Raw genomic sequence first — 18,389 nt, forward strand, 5'->3', positions numbered from 1 at the left:
CTTATTCCTTCGCTTTGGCGGCCGCGCGCGGCGGCGGGTTGTCGAGTTTGGTAATGGTAGGCGATTTCCACGGCCCCGTGATGCGCATCTGGTACGTCAGCGCCTTCATCACCGGCGCACGCAGGAACAGTTGCGCGAGGAAGGAACCGAGGCCGATGACGGGATTCACCGCCAGCCCATACACCAGCGGCCCGGTGCCGAGGTTGAATTCCGGGATCACGACCACGCGCAGGTCGGTCGACTCGTTGGCGATGTCGGCGGTGCCGTCCATCAGCACGGTGGCGGCCACGCCGTGCATCTTGAGGTTGTCGGTCTTGACGACGCCGCGCGTGATCATGGCGTTGGCGCTGATGCCATCAAAAGCCAGGCCCTCCGAGAACACGTCGTGGAAGTCGAGCTTCAACAGGCGCGGCAGCGCTTGCAGGCTGAGCACGCCGAGCAGCTTGGCCGCGCCCGGGTCCTGCTTGAGGAACTGGCCGCCGCCCACGTTCAGCTCGATCTGTCCCGACAGCGTCGGAATGTCGAGCGCATACGGCAAGCCGTTCCAAGACAGATCACCCGAGAGCTTGCCTTTGCCGCGGCGCAGCGTTTCCGGGAAGCCGAGGCGGTCGAGCAGGCGTCCGGCGTCGAGGATGTCGAGCGTGAAATTCATGCCGGTATTGCTCTTGCCATCCTTGGTCAGCCAGCGCCCGGTCGCTTTCAGGTGGCCGTCGGGATTGGTCAGCGACAGGCGGTCGATGCGCCATTCCCTGCCCGCCAGGGCTTGCACGTTGCTCGCCTGCAGGTCGAGGCGCCCGAACTGCTTGTTGAACAGTTCGAAACGCTCGGCCACGATATCGAGTGCCGGGATGGTGGCGCTGGCGCCGCGGTTCGATTCGAGCAGTTCCTTCACTTCGGCCGCCTGCGATTCCGGGATCACGAGCGAGGCCAGGCGCGCCGTGACCTTGCCCAGGCCCTGGCCCTGCCCTTCGCTCCAGGTGAGGTAGCCGGTGGCCTGGCGCGAATGGATGTTGGCTTGCCAGGCGCTGCCGCGGTGCGAGGCGCCGACCACGACGTCGGCCATGCGGCGCTCGTTGATGAACAATTCCGAGGCGCGCGCCGCGATCGTGGTCGGCAGCACATATTGGGCGAAATTCGGCCCGCCCGCCGCGGACGGTGCACCGCTTGTACTACCCACTTCGCCTTCACCGGCGATCGCGCGTCCCGCCGCCAGCCAGGCGTCGACATTCAGCGACTTCATGTCGACGTTGATCATCATGCCCTCGTCCGGTTCCGGCGCCGGCAGGTTGACGCCGATGCCGCCCCGTTCGACCGTCCAGGCACCGTGCGGCGCGCGGCTGCGCACGTAGCGCGCGGCCACCGCGCTGCCCAGCGACAGGCGCAGTTCGTCGCGCCCGACACCCTCGGGCGTGGCGGGCGCGCCATTGAGCACAAAGCGCAGCGGCAATTCGGCTGCCTCGGGTTTGTTCAGCGGCGCCGGGAATTCGAGGCCGAGGCCGCTCAGGTTGGAATCGACCGTGACCATCAACTGGTGGTCGCGCACGGTGATCGCGCCGCCATAGCGCGTGCTGCCGGACAGGCGGCCGGCCAGGCGCGCCATTGCCGGCACCGGCGCGGTGCGGCGCATGCCCTCGGCCGACAGGGTGCCGGCCAGGCGAATCGCGATCGAGCCGTCGCGCTGGGTGCCGCCGACCAGCGCCAGCGGCCCGCCGAGGAAGTTGGCGCCGATCCCGTTCAGGTTCACGCCGCGCTCGCTGAACTCGACCTTGCCGACCGCGCCCTGCAGCGGCGGCAGGTCGGGGAACAGTTGCACGGTGTTGTCCTGCAGTTGCAGGGCGCCCTGCACCTTCGTCTCGTGCAGGTTCGCCAGGGGCATCTGCAGCTTCAGGTCCAGGCGCGCGTTGCCGGTTCCCTGGGTGTCGTCGGTGAAGTGGCCGATCCAGCCGGGCACCGGGCTGGCCGCCACGTAACGCAGGAAGTCCTGCAGCGCGCCGGCGGCCGTGCCGTCGATATCGAGCAGCATCTCGTGCGAACCGAGGTTGGGGATGACGGCCCTGACGTTGGCCAGGTCCAGGCCCAGCGTGCGCAAGGTCTCGCCATGGATTTCCATGCGCGCGCGGTCGAACACGATGCTGCCGTTGATGCTTTCGGCCAGCGGCCAGGCCGGCTTGTTCTCCGGCGTGCGGTGGCCCGGCGCGTATTCGAGCACGGCATTGTTCAAGCGCCCGGCCACGCGGAATTCGCCGCGCGCGCGCGCGGACGCGCTATCGGCGCGGAACGGGAACTCGGCCAGGTCGCCGCGCAGGCGCAGGCGCACGTCGTTGAGCATGCCGCCCTGCAGCGCCGAACTCAGCCAGTCGCGCAGGTGCGGGGGCGTGGTCAGCGGCAGGAAGCGCCCGACCTGGGCGATCTGGAAGCCGTCGAGCGTGCCCGTGATGTCGGCCACGCCGGGACCATGGTGAGGGCCCAGGGGCAGCAGGTGGCGCCCGGACAGGTTGCCGCGCAGGCTGCCCTGCGCGAATTCGAGCTTGTCGACTTCGACCAGCAATTGTTGCTGCGGCTGGTAGGTCCAGCGCGCGCCCAGCGCCAGCCGGTCGAGGGACATGGACGGCTCCGCGAACCAGGCCGGCATGTGCAGCGCCAGCGCCTTGGCGTCGATGCTGATGCTGCCGCCCTTGTCGGTGGCGTCGATGCTGCCCGACAGGTTGTCGAAACCAGGCAGCGCCGGCATGGCCGCTTGCACCACGGCGGTCGCGGTCGCGGGCTTGTCGGTCGCAACCAGCACGCGCGCCGCCTGCGGCTGCAGGCTGAGCCCGGCTACCTGCCCCTTGACCCGGTAGCCGGCGAGCGTCGGGTACTGGCCATCCCAGGACGCCGAGAAATCGAGCAGCCGTCCGCGCGGCGCGAAGTCGGCCAGCGCCTGGCGCTGCAGGTTTGACAAGGGCAATTGCGCGGCCAGCTCGGCCAGGGCCGCCAGGTCGACCTCGCGCGCCTGGATCGACACCCGCTGCGGTTTTCCCGCACGCGCCGGCGTAAAGGTTTCGGTCAGCGTGGCCGGCGGCAGCACGCGGCCATCGCCCGTCGCCACCGTGAAATTTTCCAGGCTCACGGTGTGGCCGTTGGCGCCGAAGGTCGGCTTGCCGTCCTCTTTCCCCGGCAACAGGGTTTCCTGGGCCGACAGGCGGCCCGAGACGCGCGCCAGCTGCAGCGGCGGCAAGTCGGGTTTCACGCGCGCCGCCACGCCGGCCAGGGCCAGGTCGGCGGTGAAGCCGGCCAGGCGTGCCTGGTCGAGCGTCATCCAGGCGCGCAGCGAACCGCGGCCCTGGGTCAGCGCAAACGGATAGTCGACATAGCGGCGCCAGCCGGCCAGGTCCGCTTCGCGCAGGTCGGCATACAGCTCGCCGCGCCAGAGCGCGACGTCGGAGGCCCGCCCGCCAAAGCGCGGATGGGTGAAGCTGGCGCGCACGTCGAGCGGCTGGGCCAGTTCGGCGGGCGGCGTGGCTTTCAGGGCGAACTTGTGCCTGGTCCAGTGGTTCTGCAGCACCACGCCGACCTCGCGCAGGCGCAAGGGCGGCGCGCCGCGCTGGGCGTCGGTCCAGTCGACGCGGCCTTCGCGGATGACGATCTCGCGCTGGCGAAACACCCAGTCGCCGCCGGGACCGCCCTTGTCTCCCTTCGGATCGATGCGCATGCCGGCCACCTGGATCACGCCATCGCGCCCGCGGCGCACGTCCAGCTGCGGCCGGATCAGTTCGAGCGTCTCGAAGCGCGGCTCGGCGGCGAACACGCTCCACCAGGAAAAGGTGGCCGCCACCGAGGGCAGCGCCAGCAGCCGGCGCCCGGCCCCATCTGTCAGCGTGACGTCGCCCAGCAGCAGCGACGGGTTCAGGCCGCTCCAGCTGGCATCGATGCGGGCGATGGCGACCTGGCTGCCGAGCGCGCGGCTGGCGGCGCGCTCGATGTCGCCCTTGTACAGGTCGATGTTGGGAAGGATCGCGTAGCGCAGCGCCAGGAACAGGATGCCGAGCCCGAAATAGACCAGCAGCGTCAGCTTGACGACGAAGCCGAGCACATGATGCGAAGCCAGGTTGCAAACCCGATAGGCGGCACGCAACCGCCGCCAGCGCTCTGCCAGCGGCACGGGCGCCGCGGGCGCCTGCGGTTCCGGATGTTGCATCAAGGTGCTAATAAAAAAGGCTCGCCGTAAGCATGTTGAACAAATTTGTCGAAAGAAGAGCGCATGCTAGGATTGCGGCGTCTACCTTAACCATCCTGCTGACCGGGGCAGCACGGCGGGCAATTCTACCGCATGCTGCCTGCCGGAACGCTTTTCCACCCGTGCAGGACTACCCGATGACCCCAGCCGCTTCCACTTGTGCCCCTCCGTCTGCTTCTCCCTGTGTCTCGCGCTTCTACCAACGCTGGATCGCCGCCGCCCCCGGCCGTGAAGAACGCGTCGCCCAGTTGGCGCAATTATCGCTGGCTTGCCCGGATTTCGGCGCGTTATTGGCGCACGAGCTAAGCGCCGGGATTCCCTTGCCGCGCGCCATGCGGCGCCTGCGCAACCTGCTGCTGGCGGCCCTGATCCGGCGCGAGCTGACGGGCCTGTCAGATCTGGATGAAGTCGTCAGCGCCATGACCGGCCTGGCCGACTTCGCCATCCGCACCCACCTGGCCGACCTGATGGCCGAGCTGGTCGCGGCGCACGGCATGCCGACCGGCGCCGAATCGGGGCGCGCCCAGGAAATGATGGTGCTGGCAATGGGCAAGCAGGGCGGCGGCGAACTCAACGTCTCGTCCGACATCGACCTGATCTTCGTCTACCCCGAAGACGGCGAAACGGCCGCCGGCGCCGGCCAGCGCGAGTTGTCGAACCACGAGTTTTTCGTGCGCCTCGGGCGGCGCCTGATCGGCGCCCTGTCGGAAGTCATCGAAGACGGTTTTACCTTCCGGGTCGACATGGCGCTGCGCCCGAACGGCAATTCCGGGCCGCTCGCGGCCAGCCTGAACATGGTCGAGGAATACCTGATCGTGCAGGGGCGCGAATGGGAGCGCTATGCCTGGGTCAAGGCGCGCGCCGTGACCGGGACCGGGGACGATATCGCCGCGCTGGACGCGATCGTGCGCCCCTTCGTGTTCCGCCGCTACCTGGACTTCGGCATCATCGACGCCATCCGCAACCTGCACGCCCAGATCCGCGCCGAAGTAAAACGCCAGGAGCGCCTGCATCCGGACCGCAGCAACAACGTCAAGCTCGGGCGCGGCGGCATCCGCGAGATCGAGTTCCTGGCCCAGGTATTCCAGCTGATCCGCGGCGGGCGCGACCCGGCCCTGCGCGAACGCTCGACCCGCGCCACCCTGCGCCTGCTGGCGGAGCGCGAGCTGATGACGCCGGACACGGTCGAGCGCCTGCTGGAGGCCTACACCTTCTTGCGCAACCTGGAGCACCGCCTGCAATACCTGGACGACGCCCAGACCCATACCCTGCCCCCGAACGACGCCGACCGCCTGCTCGTGGCGCAGATGATGGGTTTACCGGACGTCGCCACCCTGCTCGCCCGCCTCGACGAGCAGCGCGCCTTCGTGGCCGCGCAATTCGACGACATGTTCGCCGACAGGAGCGCGCCGCCGAACGACGAGCGCGCCGAGCTCGACGCCATCGCCGCCGACCCCGAGGCGGTCGCCGCCGTCACGGCCCACCTGGCGACCCTCGGCTTCGACGATCCCGCCGACGGCGCGCGCCGCCTGGCCACGACCTGGGCCGCGCCGCGCATGCAGAGCCTGCCCGACGCCAGCCGCGCGCGCCTGCTGGCCCTGGTCAACCTGGCGCTGCCGCTGGTGGCCACCGTGGTGGCCGAAGCAGGCGTGGGCAGCCATGGCGCCACGCTTGGACGCCTGCTCGATTTCCTGGAGGCGATCGCGCGCCGCTCGGCCTACCTGTCGCTGCTGTCCGAATATCCGCACACCCTGGAGCGCGTGATCCGCATGATGCATGCCAGCGGCTGGGCGGCCACCTTCCTCGCCCTGCACCCGATCCTGCTCGACGAGCTGCTCGACGACCGCGGCGGCATCGACGAGCCGGCCCAGCTCGCGGCCATCCTCGACGCCACACTGGAAGAGGCGCTGGGCGACACCGAACGCCAGCTCGACATCCTGCGCGAAACCCACCACGCCCAGCTGTTCCGGCTGCTGGCGCTGGACCTGGCCGGCGAACTGTCGGTCGAGCGCCTGGCCGACCACCTGTCGGCGCTGGCCGACGTCGTGGTCGACGCCACGGTACGCTGGGCCTGGAAGACGATCGCCACGCGCCACGTCGAGGAGCCGCGCTTCGCCGTCATCGCCTACGGCAAGCTCGGCGGCAAGGAACTCGGCTACGTGTCCGACCTCGACGTCATCTTCCTGTTCGACGACGAGGACGACATGGCGCCCTCGAATTACGCCAAACTCGGCCAGCGCTTCATCACCTGGATGACCGCGCACACCCCGGCCGGCATCCTGTTCGACATCGACACGGCGCTGCGTCCGGACGGCGCCAGCGGCATGCTGGTCAGCTCGCTCGGGGCCTTCGAGCGCTACCAGCAGAATGCGGCCTGGGTCTGGGAGCACCAGGCGCTCACGCGCGCGCGTTTCTGCGCCGGCGACGCGGCGATCGGCGCGCGCTTCGAAGCGATCCGCGAAGACGTGCTGCGGCGCGACCGCAGCGCGCAAGCCGATCAGCTGAAGGCCGAGGTGCTCAACATGCGCAAGCGCATGCACGATGCGATGCCGAACCGGACACAATTGTTCGATTTGAAGCAGGACGCTGGCGGGATGATCGACCTCGAATTCATCGTCCAGTACCTGGTGCTGCGTTACGCCGCGGCGTACCCGCAAATGACTTTAAATACAGGCAATATCAACCTGCTGCACCGTTTCGCCGAAGCGGGCCTGATCGATGCGACGCTGGCCGCCGGCGCCGCCGACGCCTACCGGGCGATGCGCAAGCTGCAGCACCAGCGCCGGCTGCAGGGACAGGAAGCACGGGTCGAGAGCGCCCTGGTGGCGCGTCACGTCGAACAGGTGCGCCGCTTGTGGGATGCCTGCTTTTCGTGAACGAAGTCCTCAATAGAAATAACTCGTAGCAAGTGCACCGTCAAGGTGCACACAATTGAAGGCTTTTTTATTTATGCAATTTTGCAACATTTCCAAAGTTGAATGTCGGTCCAATTGACAAGCTTATAGCTGGAATGATTCTATTGCCCGGTTGCGTTTTGCACAAAACCATTGTGCAAAGAATACGGGTGGGGTCGGTATAGAAATATGGCCGGTGGCTTGCTCACAGATTTGACTGATTTTTTACTGAGGAGTGTTGCAAAATGATGGAAACAATTTTGTCCCGGTCGATCCGTGTGATCTGCCTGAGCGGCCTGGCTGTCGGCATGAGCACCGCGTACGCGCAAGAGATGCAGACGCAGGGAGGCCAGAACCAGAGCGGCGCTGCGCAGCAACAGGCCGCCGCGGCGGCCGAGGGGCAAACACCCATGCAGCGCATCGAGGTGACCGGTTCGCGCATCGCCTCGCCGAATGCCGATTCGCCATCGCCGCTGCAGGTGCTGTCGGCAGCCGACATCGCCGCTTCGGGCGCAGCCAACCTGCAGCAGGTGCTGCTGGACAACCCGACCATGGGCTCGCCGGCAATCAGCCGCACCAACTCGGCTTTCCAGACCGCCAGCGTGGGCGTGGCCACCGTCGACCTGCGTAACCTGGGCACCTCGCGTACCCTCGTGCTGGTCAACGGCCGCCGTTTCGTGTCGGGCATCCCGGGCGAATCCGCAGTCGACCTCAACTCCATCCCGACCGACTTCATCGAGCGCGTCGAACTCCTGACCGGCGGCTCCTCGGCAGCCTACGGCTCCGACGCGGTGGCCGGCGTGGTCAACATCATCACCAAGCGCAGCTTCAACGGCATCATGCTCGATGCCCAACTGGGCGAAAGCACCAAGAACGACGACAAGAAGCGCAAGTTCTCGGCCACCTTCGGCACCAGCAACGACGACGGCTTCCTGATGGGCCACCTGGGCTACTCGCGCGAAGGCCAGGTGTGGTCGCGCGACCGCGAGCGCTCCGCTGTCGACCAGAACGCCAGCTACTCCAAGTCCCTCGGCGGCTTCACGGTTGCCCGTCCTTTCTACTCCAGCTATGCTCCCCAGGGTACGTTCTATCCTGACAGCGGCAGCTTCACCTACGACAGGGCCGGCAATGTCATTCCGGTGAACACCAACGGCGCCAACGGCGGCGTGGCCACCGGCTTCAACCGTAACGAGTTCCGTTCGATCGCCGTGCCGGTCGAGCGCTACCTGTTCGCCACCAACGGCGAACTGAAGATCAACGAGAAGACCCGTGCCTTCATGGAAGGCACCTATGCCTCGTCCCACGTGTCCACCACCATCGAACCGTTCGCCCTGGGCGCGGAAGACATCTTCCCGTCGACTGGCGGCCAGGTGCCGGCTGGCTCGCTGGTCAACGGCACCCTGGTCCGGAACCCGCTGGTGCCGCAATACCTGTACGACCGCATCAGCGACAACGATGGCGACGGCATCCCTGATTATTACTTCACCCGCCGCCTGTCGGAAGTGGGTACCCGCGGCAGCACCGCGGAGCGCGACACCTTCCGCTTCGTCACCGGCGTCAAGGGCGAATTCGACGCCTGGAAGACCTGGAACTATGAAGTCTACGGCGGCTATGGCCAGACCAAGGAAGCCCAGCAAGGGACCGGCCAGGTCAATGTCCTGAACTTCGCCCAGGCGCTGCAGGCGATTCCGGGTGAGAACGGCGGTGCGCCAGTCTGCGCCAGCGCCGATGCGCGCACACAGGGTTGCGTGCCGATCAACGTCTTCGGCTTCAACACGATTTCTCCGGAAGCGCTGCGATACGTGACCGCGCCGGGCTCGCTGCTGACCCGCACCACCCAGAAAATGGCGGGCGGCCAGATCAACGGCGAAGTCTGGGATCTGCCGGCCGGCCCGCTGGGTGTGGCGGCTGGCGTCGAATGGCGCAAGGAATTCTCGAGCGCCGTGCCGGACGCGCTGACCCAGGCCGGCCTGAACGCCGGCAACGCGACGCCGCCGACTGCAGGCGAATTCAGCGTCCGCGAAATCTTCCTCGAAACCCGTGTGCCGCTGCTGAAGGACATGCCGTTCGTCAAGGAACTGAACTTCCTGGGCGCCTTCCGCCATGGCGATTACTCGTCGGTCGGCAGCACCAACAGCTGGAACGCCGGCGCCGAGTGGACGGTCGTGAACGACGTCAAGCTGCGCGGCACCCGTTCGCTGTCGACCCGTGCGCCGAACATCAACGAGCTGTACCAGGCGCCGAGCCAGGACTTCCCGTCTGGCCTGATCGACCCTTGCGTTGGCGTGACCGCGACCTCGAGCGGCCAGTACGACGCACTGTGCCGTGCCGCCCCGGGCGTGGGGGCGAACATCGCCGCCAACGGCGCGTTCACCCTGACCCAGCCCGACGAACAGGGCGTCAGCGGCTACAACCGCGGCAACCAGAATCTGCAGGCCGAAAAAGGCCGTTCGACCACCTTCGGCGTGGTCTGGACCCCGCGTTCGATCGAACTGCTCAAGCGTGTCACCTTCACGGCTGACTACTTCAACATCAAGATCGCCGACGCCATCCTGAGCACCCCACGCCAGTACGCGCTGGAAAGCTGCTACAGCGGCTCGAACCCGGCATTGTGCTCGTTCATCACCCGCCGTCCTGCGGCCACCGGCAACAACAGCGCCGGTTCGCTGGACCTGGTCGACACCGCCGTGTCGAACACCGGTGGTTTCACGACCGAAGGTATCGACCTGACCGCCGCCTGGAACGATCGCGTCGGCCCGGGCCGCCTGTCGACCAAGCTGGCCTATACCTACGTGAAGCAAGGCTATGTCGTCCCGCTGCCGGGTGCCGACCGCGATCCGTTCGCGGGTGAAATCGGCGCGCCGAAGAACAAGGCGCTGTTCGACATCGGCTACAAGTGGAACGACGTCAGCGTCAGCGCGACCGCGACCTACATCGGCCGTTCGGCACTCGACGACCAGTACCTGACCGGTATTGGCCTGACGCCAGGCTCGTTCAAGTTCGGTTCGCGTACCTATACCGACCTGCAGGCGTCCTACCAGCTCGTAAAAGGTACCGAGCTGTACTTCGGTCTGAACAACGCGTTTGACACCAAGCCGCCGGCAATCGTCTCGGGCATGCCGGGTAGCGACACCGGTGCCGAAACCGATGCCGGTACCTACGATCCGATCGGCCGCCGTTGGTACGCAGGTATCCGCGTCAAGCTCTGATCCTCCCCTTCCGGGAACTAAAAACGCCGGCTCGCCCGGCGTTTTTTTATTCCCGGTTATCATAGGAGACAAGCTGGCGTCCCCGTCCAGCGATTACATTCTTATTTATGGCAATCAAACTCAAGAACGACAAGGACATCGCGAAGATGCGCGTGGCCGGCCGCCTGGCAGCCGAGGTCCTGGAAATGATCACGGAATACGTCGTCCCCGGCGTCTCCACCGAAGAACTCGACCGCCGCTGCCACGAGTACATCCGCAAGGTGCAAAAGGCAACGCCGGCCAACGTCGGTTACCACGGCTTCCCGAAGACGCTGTGTACCTCGGTCAACGGCGTGGTTTGCCACGGCATCCCGAGCGAAAAGGAAATCCTGGAGGATGGCGACATCGTCAACATCGACGTCACCGTCATCAAGGATGGCTGGCACGGCGACACCAGCCGCATGTACTACGCCGGCACCCCGAGCCCGGAAGCGAAACGCCTGGTCGACACCACCTTCGAATGCATGATGGCGGGCATCCGCACCGTGCGCCCGGGTTCGCGCCTGGGCGACGTCGGCCATGCGATCCAGAAGATCGCCGAAGCCGCCGGCTATTCGGTGGTGCGCGACTATTGTGGCCACGGCATCGGCCGCGTCTACCACGAAGACCCGCAGGTGCTGCACTACGGCCGCCCGAACACCGGCCTGCTGCTCAAGGAAGGCATGACCTTCACCGTCGAGCCGATGATCAATGCCGGCGACGACGAAGTGGCCCAGCTCGACGACGGCTGGACCGTGGTCACGCGCGACGGGTCGCTGTCGGCGCAGTGGGAACACATGATCGCCGTGACGAGCAACGGCTTCGAGATCCTGACGCCCTGGCCGAAGGCGTAAGCACCCGCACATGAAAAAACCCGCCGGATGGCGGGTTTATTGTTGATGCAAGCTTGCAGATGACTGCGTGCCGATTACTTCGCGTTCATCAGCGCGACGGTGGTGTCGAGCATGCGGTTGCTGAAGCCCCACTCGTTGTCGTACCACGACGACACCTTCACCAGGCGGCCCGAGACCTTGGTTAGGGTCGAATCGAAGTTCGACGATGCCGGGTTGTGGTTGAAGTCGATCGAGACCAGCGGTTCGGTCTGGTACGTGAGGATGCCTTTCAGGGCGCCTTCCGACGCGGTCTTCAGGATCTGGTTGACTTCGTCGACGGTGGTGTCGCGCTTGGCGATGAACGACAGGTCAACCAGCGAGACGTTGATGGTCGGCACGCGGATCGCGAAGCCGTCCAGCTTGCCGTTCAGCTCAGGCAGCACCAGGCCGACCGCGGCGGCGGCGCCGGTCTTGGTCGGGATCATCGACTGGGTGGCCGAACGGGCGCGGCGCAGGTCTTCGTGCATCACGTCCGACAGCACCTGGTCGTTGGTATAGGCGTGGACGGTGGTCATCAGGCCGGTTTCCAGGCCGATGGCGTCGTTCAGCGGCTTGACCAGCGGGGCCAGGCAGTTGGTGGTGCAGGATGCGTTCGAGATGACGGTGTCGGTCGACTTCAGCACGTCCTGGTTGACGCCGAAGACGATGGTCGCGTCGACGTCCTTGCCGCCCGGTGCCGAGATGATGACCTTCTTGGCGCCGCCCTTCAGGTGGGCCGAGGCCTTTTCCTTGGTGGTGAAGAAGCCGGTGCATTCCAGCACGACGTCGACGCCCAGCTCGCCCCATGGGATTTCCGCAGGATTGCGCTGTGCGAACACGCGGATCGGATCGCCGTTGACGATCATAGTGTCGCCTTCGACCGTCACGGTGCCCGGGAACTTGCCGTGGGCGGTGTCGTAGCGGGTCAGGTGGGCGTTCGACTCGGCATTGCCGAGGTCGTTGATCGCAACGATCTGGATATCCTGCTTTTTACCGCCTTCGTAGAAAGCGCGCAGGATGTTGCGGCCGATACGGCCGTAGCCGTTGATGGCAACCTTGATGGTCATACTTTTTGCTCCTGATTAAAAAAAACCGTTAGCAGGCAGGGTGCGCTCAACAGCACGCGGCATCTCGATGCGTACCTGGGTTGAACGCGTGGGCGGGAAGACCCGCCCACCTTACGACGCCCTGCGACCTTTTATCTCTTAGCCGGCGATGACGGCCTTTGCTTTTGCCACGACGTTCTCGACCGTGAAGCCGAAGTGCTTGAACAGCACCGGCGCCGGGGCCGACTCGCCGAAGGTGTCGATACCGACGACCGCGCCTTCCAGGCCGACGTACTTGTACCAGAAGTCGGTGACACCAGCCTCGATGGCAACACGTGGCGTGCCGCGTGTCAACACACTTGCCTTGTAGCTGGCATCCTGGCGGTCGAAGACGTCGGTCGACGGCATCGACACGACACGTGCGGCGATGCCCTCGGCCGCCAGCGCATCGGCAGCCTTCACCGCCAGCTCGACTTCCGAACCGGTGGCGATCAGGATCACTTTCGCATCGGCCGCGTCGCGCAGCACGTAGCCGCCGCGCGCGATGTCGGCCACTTGCGCCGCTTCGCGTTCCATGTACGGCAGGTTCTGGCGCGAGAAGATCAGGGTCGACGGACCGTCGCGGCGCTGCACTGCCGCGCCCCAGGCCACTTGCGATTCGACCGTGTCGCACGGACGCCAGTTGTCCAGGCCCGGGATCAGGCGCAGCGACGAGACGTGCTCGATCGACTGGTGGGTCGGACCGTCTTCGCCCAGGCCGATCGAGTCGTGGGTGAACACGAACAGCGAGCGGATCTTCATCAGCGACGCCATGCGCAGCGCATTGCGGCTGTAGTCCGAGAAGGTCAGGAAGGTCGCGCCGAACGGGATGAAACCGCCGTGCAGGGAAACGCCGTTCTGGATCGCGGCCATGCCGAATTCGCGCACGCCGTAGTTGATGTGGTTGCCCGGGATGCCCGAACGCACGGCCACGATCTCTTTCCAGTTGGTCAGGTTCGAGCCGGTCAGGTCGGCCGAACCGCCCAGGAATTCCGGCAGCACCGGCGCCAGCGCCTGGATCGCGTTTTGCGAGGCCTTGCGGGTGGCGATGGTTTCCTTTTTGTCGATGCAGGTGGCGATGGCCGCGTCCAGGGTTGCCTGGAAATTGCCCGGCAGCTCACCTTGCATACGGCGCTCGAGTTCGGCGGCCAGTTCCGGGTGCTGGGCGCGGTAGTCGGCGAAGTTCGCGTTCCACGCGGCTTCGAGTTCGGCGCCGCGCGCCTTGGCGTCCCATGCCTGGTAGATTTCGCCGGGAATGTCGAACGGGATCGGGTCCCACACCAGGTGCTGGCGCACGGCCGCGATTTCCTTGTCGCCCAGCGGGGCGCCGTGGACCTTGTCGCCGCCTTCCAGGTTCGGGGCGCCCTTGCCGATGATGGTCTTGCAGCAGATCAGGGTCGGACGGTCCGACTGCTTCGCCTGCTCGATCGCGGCGGACACGGCGGCGACGTTGTGGCCGTCGACCTTCGGGATCACGTTCCAGCCGTAGGCGGCGAAGCGCGCCGGCGTGTCGTCGGTAAACCAGCCTTCCACTTTACCGTCGATGGAGATGCCGTTGTCGTCGTACAGCCAGATCAGCTTGTTCAGGCGCAGCGTACCGGCCAGCGAGGCGACTTCGTGCGAGATGCCTTCCATCAGGCAGCCGTCGCCCAGGAATGCGTAGGTGTAGTGGTCGACGACGTCGAAGCCGGGACGGTTGAATTCGTACGACAGCAGCCATTCGGCCAGCGCCATGCCCACCGAGTTGGCGACGCCCTGGCCCAGCGGGCCAGTGGTCGTTTCCACGCCCGGGGTGATGCCCACTTCCGGGTGGCCCGGGGTCTTCGAATGCAGCTGGCGGAAGTCCTTCAGGTCGTCCATCGACAGGTCGTAGCCGGCCAGGTGCAGCAGCGCGTAGTGCAGCATCGAACCGTGGCCGTTCGAGAGCAGGAAGCGGTCGCGGTTCATCCAGCCTGGATTGGCCGGGTTGTGGCGGTAATGCTTGTCCCACAGGGCGACGGCGATTTCCGCCATGCCCATTGGCATGCCCGGGTGGCCGGAGTTGGCTTTCTGGACAGCGTCCATTGCCAGCGCGCGGATCGCGTTGGCCATCAGGGTGGTGGTTTGCATAGATGTCATGAGGTCGTAAGTCTGGAATGGAAGGCGGCGGGGCCCAGTCAGGCCGTAGCCCGATATTCTACCAGAGCCGTGCCTCACTGCCTTCTCAGAACCTGACCGACGCCCCCAGCGTCACGTAACGGCCCACCGCGTCATAGCTTTGTGGAAAGGTGTTGCCGCTGTTGAAAGAGGTGCCGCCGATCGTGCCGCCGACGATCGGCGGCTTCTTGTTGGCGGCATTCGTGACCGCCAGGTTCACGCGCACGTGCTTGTTGATGTTCCAGCTCGCATTCAGGTCGATGGTATGGAAGGACGGGATGCGGGCGAATGCCGGCAGGAACTCCTGGCCGCCCGGCTCCTCGATCACGCCGCTGACATGGCGCCAGTTGTAGCCGAGCGAAAAGGCGCCCACCGTCCAGTTGGTCCGCTGGTTGAATTTGCGCTTGTAGACCGGCGCCGACACGACGTTGTTGCAGGCTACGCTGTAGTAACCGAGGCAATCGCGCTCGACCGAGGACGGGGTCGCCTGGAAGGTGTAGCGGTTGACCTGGTTGGCGCCCAGGCTGATGTCGAGGTTGCCGTAGCGCGCGTCCAGGCCGAGGCGGCTGGCGGGCAGGCGGTAGGCCAGGTTCAGGTCGACGCCGCTGGTGCGTTGACTACCGAGGTTCGACAGGGGCGTGAACACGCCGCGTGCCTCGTTGCCGTTGAAGGTGCCGTTGATCGTATTGCGGCCGATCATGCCGCAGAACGCGTTCACGGTAAAACCCGGATTCTGGGCCGCGCTGTAGCAGCGTTCCAGGATATCGGTGGTCGACGGCGACGAGACGGCGTCGGTAATGTCGATCTCGTAGTAATCGACCGAGATTGCCAGCCGCGGCAAGGGCTCGATCACGACGCCGACGGTGCGGGTCTTGGCCGATTCCGGTCCCAGCGCCGTGTTGCCGCCGGCAAGGTTGTTGATCTGGCCCGACGATGGCGCCGGCAGGCTGCCCACTTCGGACAGCGGCACGCCGGTCTGCACGCACAGGTTCGACAGCGTGCCGGCGCGCGCCGCGTCCGCCCGGTTGATGTTGGCCAGCTGGCAGGGATCGATGGCCAGGTTCGACAGGCCGGTGACGGCCGGCGCGAACAGTTCGTTCACGTTCGGCGCGCGCGTCGCCTTTTGCACCATGGCGCGCACGCGCAGCGTCGACAGCGGCGCCCATTCGCCGCCCGCCTTCCAGCTGCCGTAGTCGTTCTTGCTGCCGGCGGTGGAGAATTCCGTGTGGCGATAGCCCAGTTCCATGTTCAGGCTGCGCACGAGCGGCAGCTCCTTTGCCAGCGGCACCAGCATCTCGACGGCGTACTCCCTCAGCGAGAAACGGCCCGACCGGTCCGGCAGGGGCGCGCCGGTGCCCAGCACTTCGCCCTGCAGCTGCGATGCCGCGTCCGACTGCGTGCCGGCCGTGACCTTGCGGTGCTCGGCCAGCAGCGACATGCTGACCGGATCCTGCGCGAACGGACTGCGCAGGATGTCGCCCAGGTTGCCGGCCAGCGTGACGGCGGCAACGTCCTGCTCGACGCGCTGGTTCAGCAAGGCGCTGTTGTTGATGAAGGCGGCCTGCGCCGGGGTAATGGAACCTTCGGCGCCGAACACGTTCAGCGGCACGCAGCCGTTGGTGTTGACCACGCAAGTAGTCGTATTCAGTGCGTTCAGCGCCTGGCCGACCTTGGCCAGCGAACCCCAGTTGCGGCGCTGCTGCGACTGGTCGCTGTTGCCGCGGCTCCAGTAGGCGTCGTAGGTCCAGTCCCAGGCAATGTCTCCCTTCAGGCCGACCGTGTACTGCAGTGTCCGGGCATCGAAGTCGCTGTAGCGCGGACCGAGTTCGGTGAAACGGCGGTTCACCAGCAGCGGCACGACCGTGGCGTTGCCGGGCACGCAGTTGACGGCCGGGATGCCGCGCCGCGCGCACAGCTGCTCGCGCGCCGCCTGCGGGATATAAGGGTTGCCGATCGGGACATTGAAGGTGTTGCCGAAGGTGCCGGTCGCGGCCAGGGACGCGGCGACCTCGCTATTGGTGGCGAACACCTCGGCATAGGCCTCGGCGTGATCGTTGATCTTGTAGCTGGCCAGCGCCGTCGCCTGGGTACGGTCCAGCCTGGTCACGTAATAGTTCGCCGGATTGGTGTTGTACAGCTGCACCGGCTGCACCAGGCGGCCGCTGGCCGGATCGATCTGCCAGGCGCCGGACAGGACGTTCGGATTGCCGGCCGTGCCCGCGCTGGTGGAGAACGCCGCCGGGACGGTCGTGGCCGAGCCGTTCGGGGCGCCGGTCACGGAATTGAGGTTGTTGATGCCATAGGCGCGCTCGGCCTGGGTCAGCGGGTCGGCCCGGGTCTTGCCGATGCTCAGCACGACGTTGCCGCGCCCGCCATCGAGGCTGGCGCCCATGGTGACGTCGGTGCGGCGGCGCTTGGCGTCGTGCTGGTCGCCGGTCATGCCATAGGAGGTAGTGACGTCGACGCCGGTGAAGTTGCGGCGCAGGTTGAAGTTGGCCACGCCGGCCACCGCGTCGGCGCCGTACACGACGGAAGCGCCGCCGGTGAGGATGTCGACCCGGCCGAGCAGGGCCAGCGGAATTGCGTTGGTGTCGACGATGCCGTTGAGGCTGAACGGCACGAGGCGGCGGCCATTGACCAGCACCAGGGTGCGGTTGGTGCCGAGGCCGCGCAGGTCGATCGTCGCGGCGCCGGTGGTGCCGTTATTGGTCGACGGGCCGATGGCCGGTACCGCGGCCGGCAGCGCCTTGAAGAATTCCTCGACCGCCACCGGCTGCGTGGCGCGGATTTCTTCGGCCGTGATCGACGCTATCGGACTGTTCGAATTGAAGCCGGGCGCCGTCATGCGCGTACCCGTGACTTCGACGACGGCGGTGTTCTGTTGCTGGGCCAGGGCGCCGCTGCCGATGCCGAAGCCGGCCAGCAAGGCGCTGGAAAACATCAGGCGTACGGAGCGCGGCAACACTTTTTCTCTCGTCATGATGATCCTCTTCCTCGACAAAACACAGGCCCGTTACGGCGAGCGCATGACAATTTTGCTAAGGAGATATGATCATTTTGACTTGATCAGTGTCAATCCACAGTGCATGACCTTAGTAAATACAACAGATCGACCTGTGCAGTTCCTGCATGGCCGACCTGCGCCCGAGGATTGGTGACAGCTTGCCCACGCTTTACAATGCGCCCTCCCCTCCTTTACCTGCAGGAATCCCATGCCCCGTTTTTACTGCCCCCCGCCGCTCGCCGCCGGCGCGCTCGTCGACCTGCCGGAAGCGGTCGCCCACCATCTGCACGTGGTGCGCATGCAGCCCGGCGACGCCCTGACGCTGTTCGACGGCCGCGGCGGGCAATACCGGGCGACCCTGCACGAGGCCGGTAAAAAACGGGCCAGCGCCCGGGTCGAGGAGCACCAGGCGTTCGAGGCGGAACTGCCCTATTCCATTACGCTCGCCCAAGGCTTGCCGGAAGGCTCGAAAATGGACTGGATCATCGAAAAGGCGGTGGAACTCGGCGTGGCGGCCATCCAGCCGCTGGCGGCGCGGCGCAGCGTCGTGCGCCTGTCCGGCGAACGCGCCGAGAAACGCCATGGGCATTGGCAAGGCGTGATCGTGGCGGCCTCCGAGCAGTGCGGGCGCAACCGGCTGGCGCAGCTGGCGCCGCTGCAGGAGTTCGGGCGCTGGATCGGCAGCGCAGCGGAGCCGGCGCAACGCATCCTGCTGTCGCCGCGCGCCGGCCAGTCGCTCGCCGCCTGGGCGCGCGCTGCGCAGCCGCAGACGGTGACGCTGATGATCGGACCGGAAGGCGGATGGAGCGAGGAAGAAGAGCATGCGGCGCTGGCCGCGGGCGCGCTGCCCATGTCGATCGGGCCGCGCGTGCTGCGCACCGAAACGGCCGGGCTGGCGGCGCTGGCCGTGCTGGCGGCAGCCTGGGGCGGCATCTGAGCGCCGGTTACGCCGGCG

8 protein-coding genes are annotated in these 18,389 nt (G+C 66.4%); 4 read left to right on the forward strand and 4 right to left on the reverse strand.

Annotated features, from left to right (window positions below; all coding sequences use genetic code 11):
- Position 1: 1 nt before the first annotated feature.
- Complete coding sequence (locus tag IFT60_RS03495; protein ID WP_192049552.1) at positions 2-4,177, reverse strand: YhdP family protein; 4,176 nt, start codon at positions 4,175-4,177, stop codon at positions 2-4.
- Between the two features lie 176 nt (positions 4,178-4,353).
- Between IFT60_RS03495 and glnE the strand changes: the two genes are divergently transcribed.
- The 3 genes from glnE (at position 4,354) to map (ending at position 11,191) form a co-directional block, all read left to right on the forward strand.
- Positions 4,354-7,092 carry a bifunctional [glutamate--ammonia ligase]-adenylyl-L-tyrosine phosphorylase/[glutamate--ammonia-ligase] adenylyltransferase gene (gene glnE / locus IFT60_RS03500; RefSeq protein WP_192049554.1) on the forward strand — a complete coding sequence of 913 codons (2,739 nt, stop codon included), beginning with the start codon at positions 4,354-4,356 and terminating at the stop codon, positions 7,090-7,092.
- Between the two features lie 278 nt (positions 7,093-7,370).
- Positions 7,371-10,319: a TonB-dependent receptor domain-containing protein gene (locus tag IFT60_RS03505; protein ID WP_229510670.1), complete on the forward strand. Its 2,949-nt coding sequence runs from the start codon at positions 7,371-7,373 to the stop codon at positions 10,317-10,319.
- Between the two features lie 107 nt (positions 10,320-10,426).
- Positions 10,427-11,191 carry a type I methionyl aminopeptidase gene (gene map / locus IFT60_RS03510; RefSeq protein ID WP_192049558.1) on the forward strand — a complete coding sequence of 255 codons (765 nt, stop codon included), beginning with the start codon at positions 10,427-10,429 and terminating at the stop codon, positions 11,189-11,191.
- 74 nt (positions 11,192-11,265) lie between these two features.
- Here the strand turns inward: map and gap are convergent, their stop codons facing one another.
- The 3 genes from gap to IFT60_RS03525 form a co-directional block, all read right to left on the reverse strand.
- Positions 11,266-12,276: a type I glyceraldehyde-3-phosphate dehydrogenase gene (gap, locus tag IFT60_RS03515; protein WP_192049560.1), complete on the reverse strand. Its 1,011-nt coding sequence runs from the start codon at positions 12,274-12,276 to the stop codon at positions 11,266-11,268.
- 138 nt (positions 12,277-12,414) lie between these two features.
- On the reverse strand, positions 12,415-14,412 hold the full coding sequence (tkt, locus tag IFT60_RS03520; protein WP_192049563.1) for a transketolase: 1,998 nt from the start codon (positions 14,410-14,412) through the stop codon (positions 12,415-12,417).
- Between the two features lie 85 nt (positions 14,413-14,497).
- Positions 14,498-17,410 (reverse strand): TonB-dependent receptor domain-containing protein, encoded by a 2,913-nt coding sequence (locus tag IFT60_RS03525; RefSeq protein ID WP_197986201.1) that lies wholly within the window; start codon positions 17,408-17,410, stop codon positions 14,498-14,500.
- A gap of 232 nt (positions 17,411-17,642) precedes the next feature.
- Between IFT60_RS03525 and IFT60_RS03530 the strand changes: the two genes are divergently transcribed.
- Positions 17,643-18,371 carry a 16S rRNA (uracil(1498)-N(3))-methyltransferase gene (locus tag IFT60_RS03530; RefSeq protein ID WP_192049565.1) on the forward strand — a complete coding sequence of 243 codons (729 nt, stop codon included), beginning with the start codon at positions 17,643-17,645 and terminating at the stop codon, positions 18,369-18,371.
- Positions 18,372-18,389: the final 18 nt, after the last annotated feature.

Origin of the sequence: Massilia sp. CFBP 13721 (assembly GCF_014842025.1) — a bacterium.
Lineage (GTDB): Bacteria > Pseudomonadota > Gammaproteobacteria > Burkholderiales > Burkholderiaceae_D > Telluria.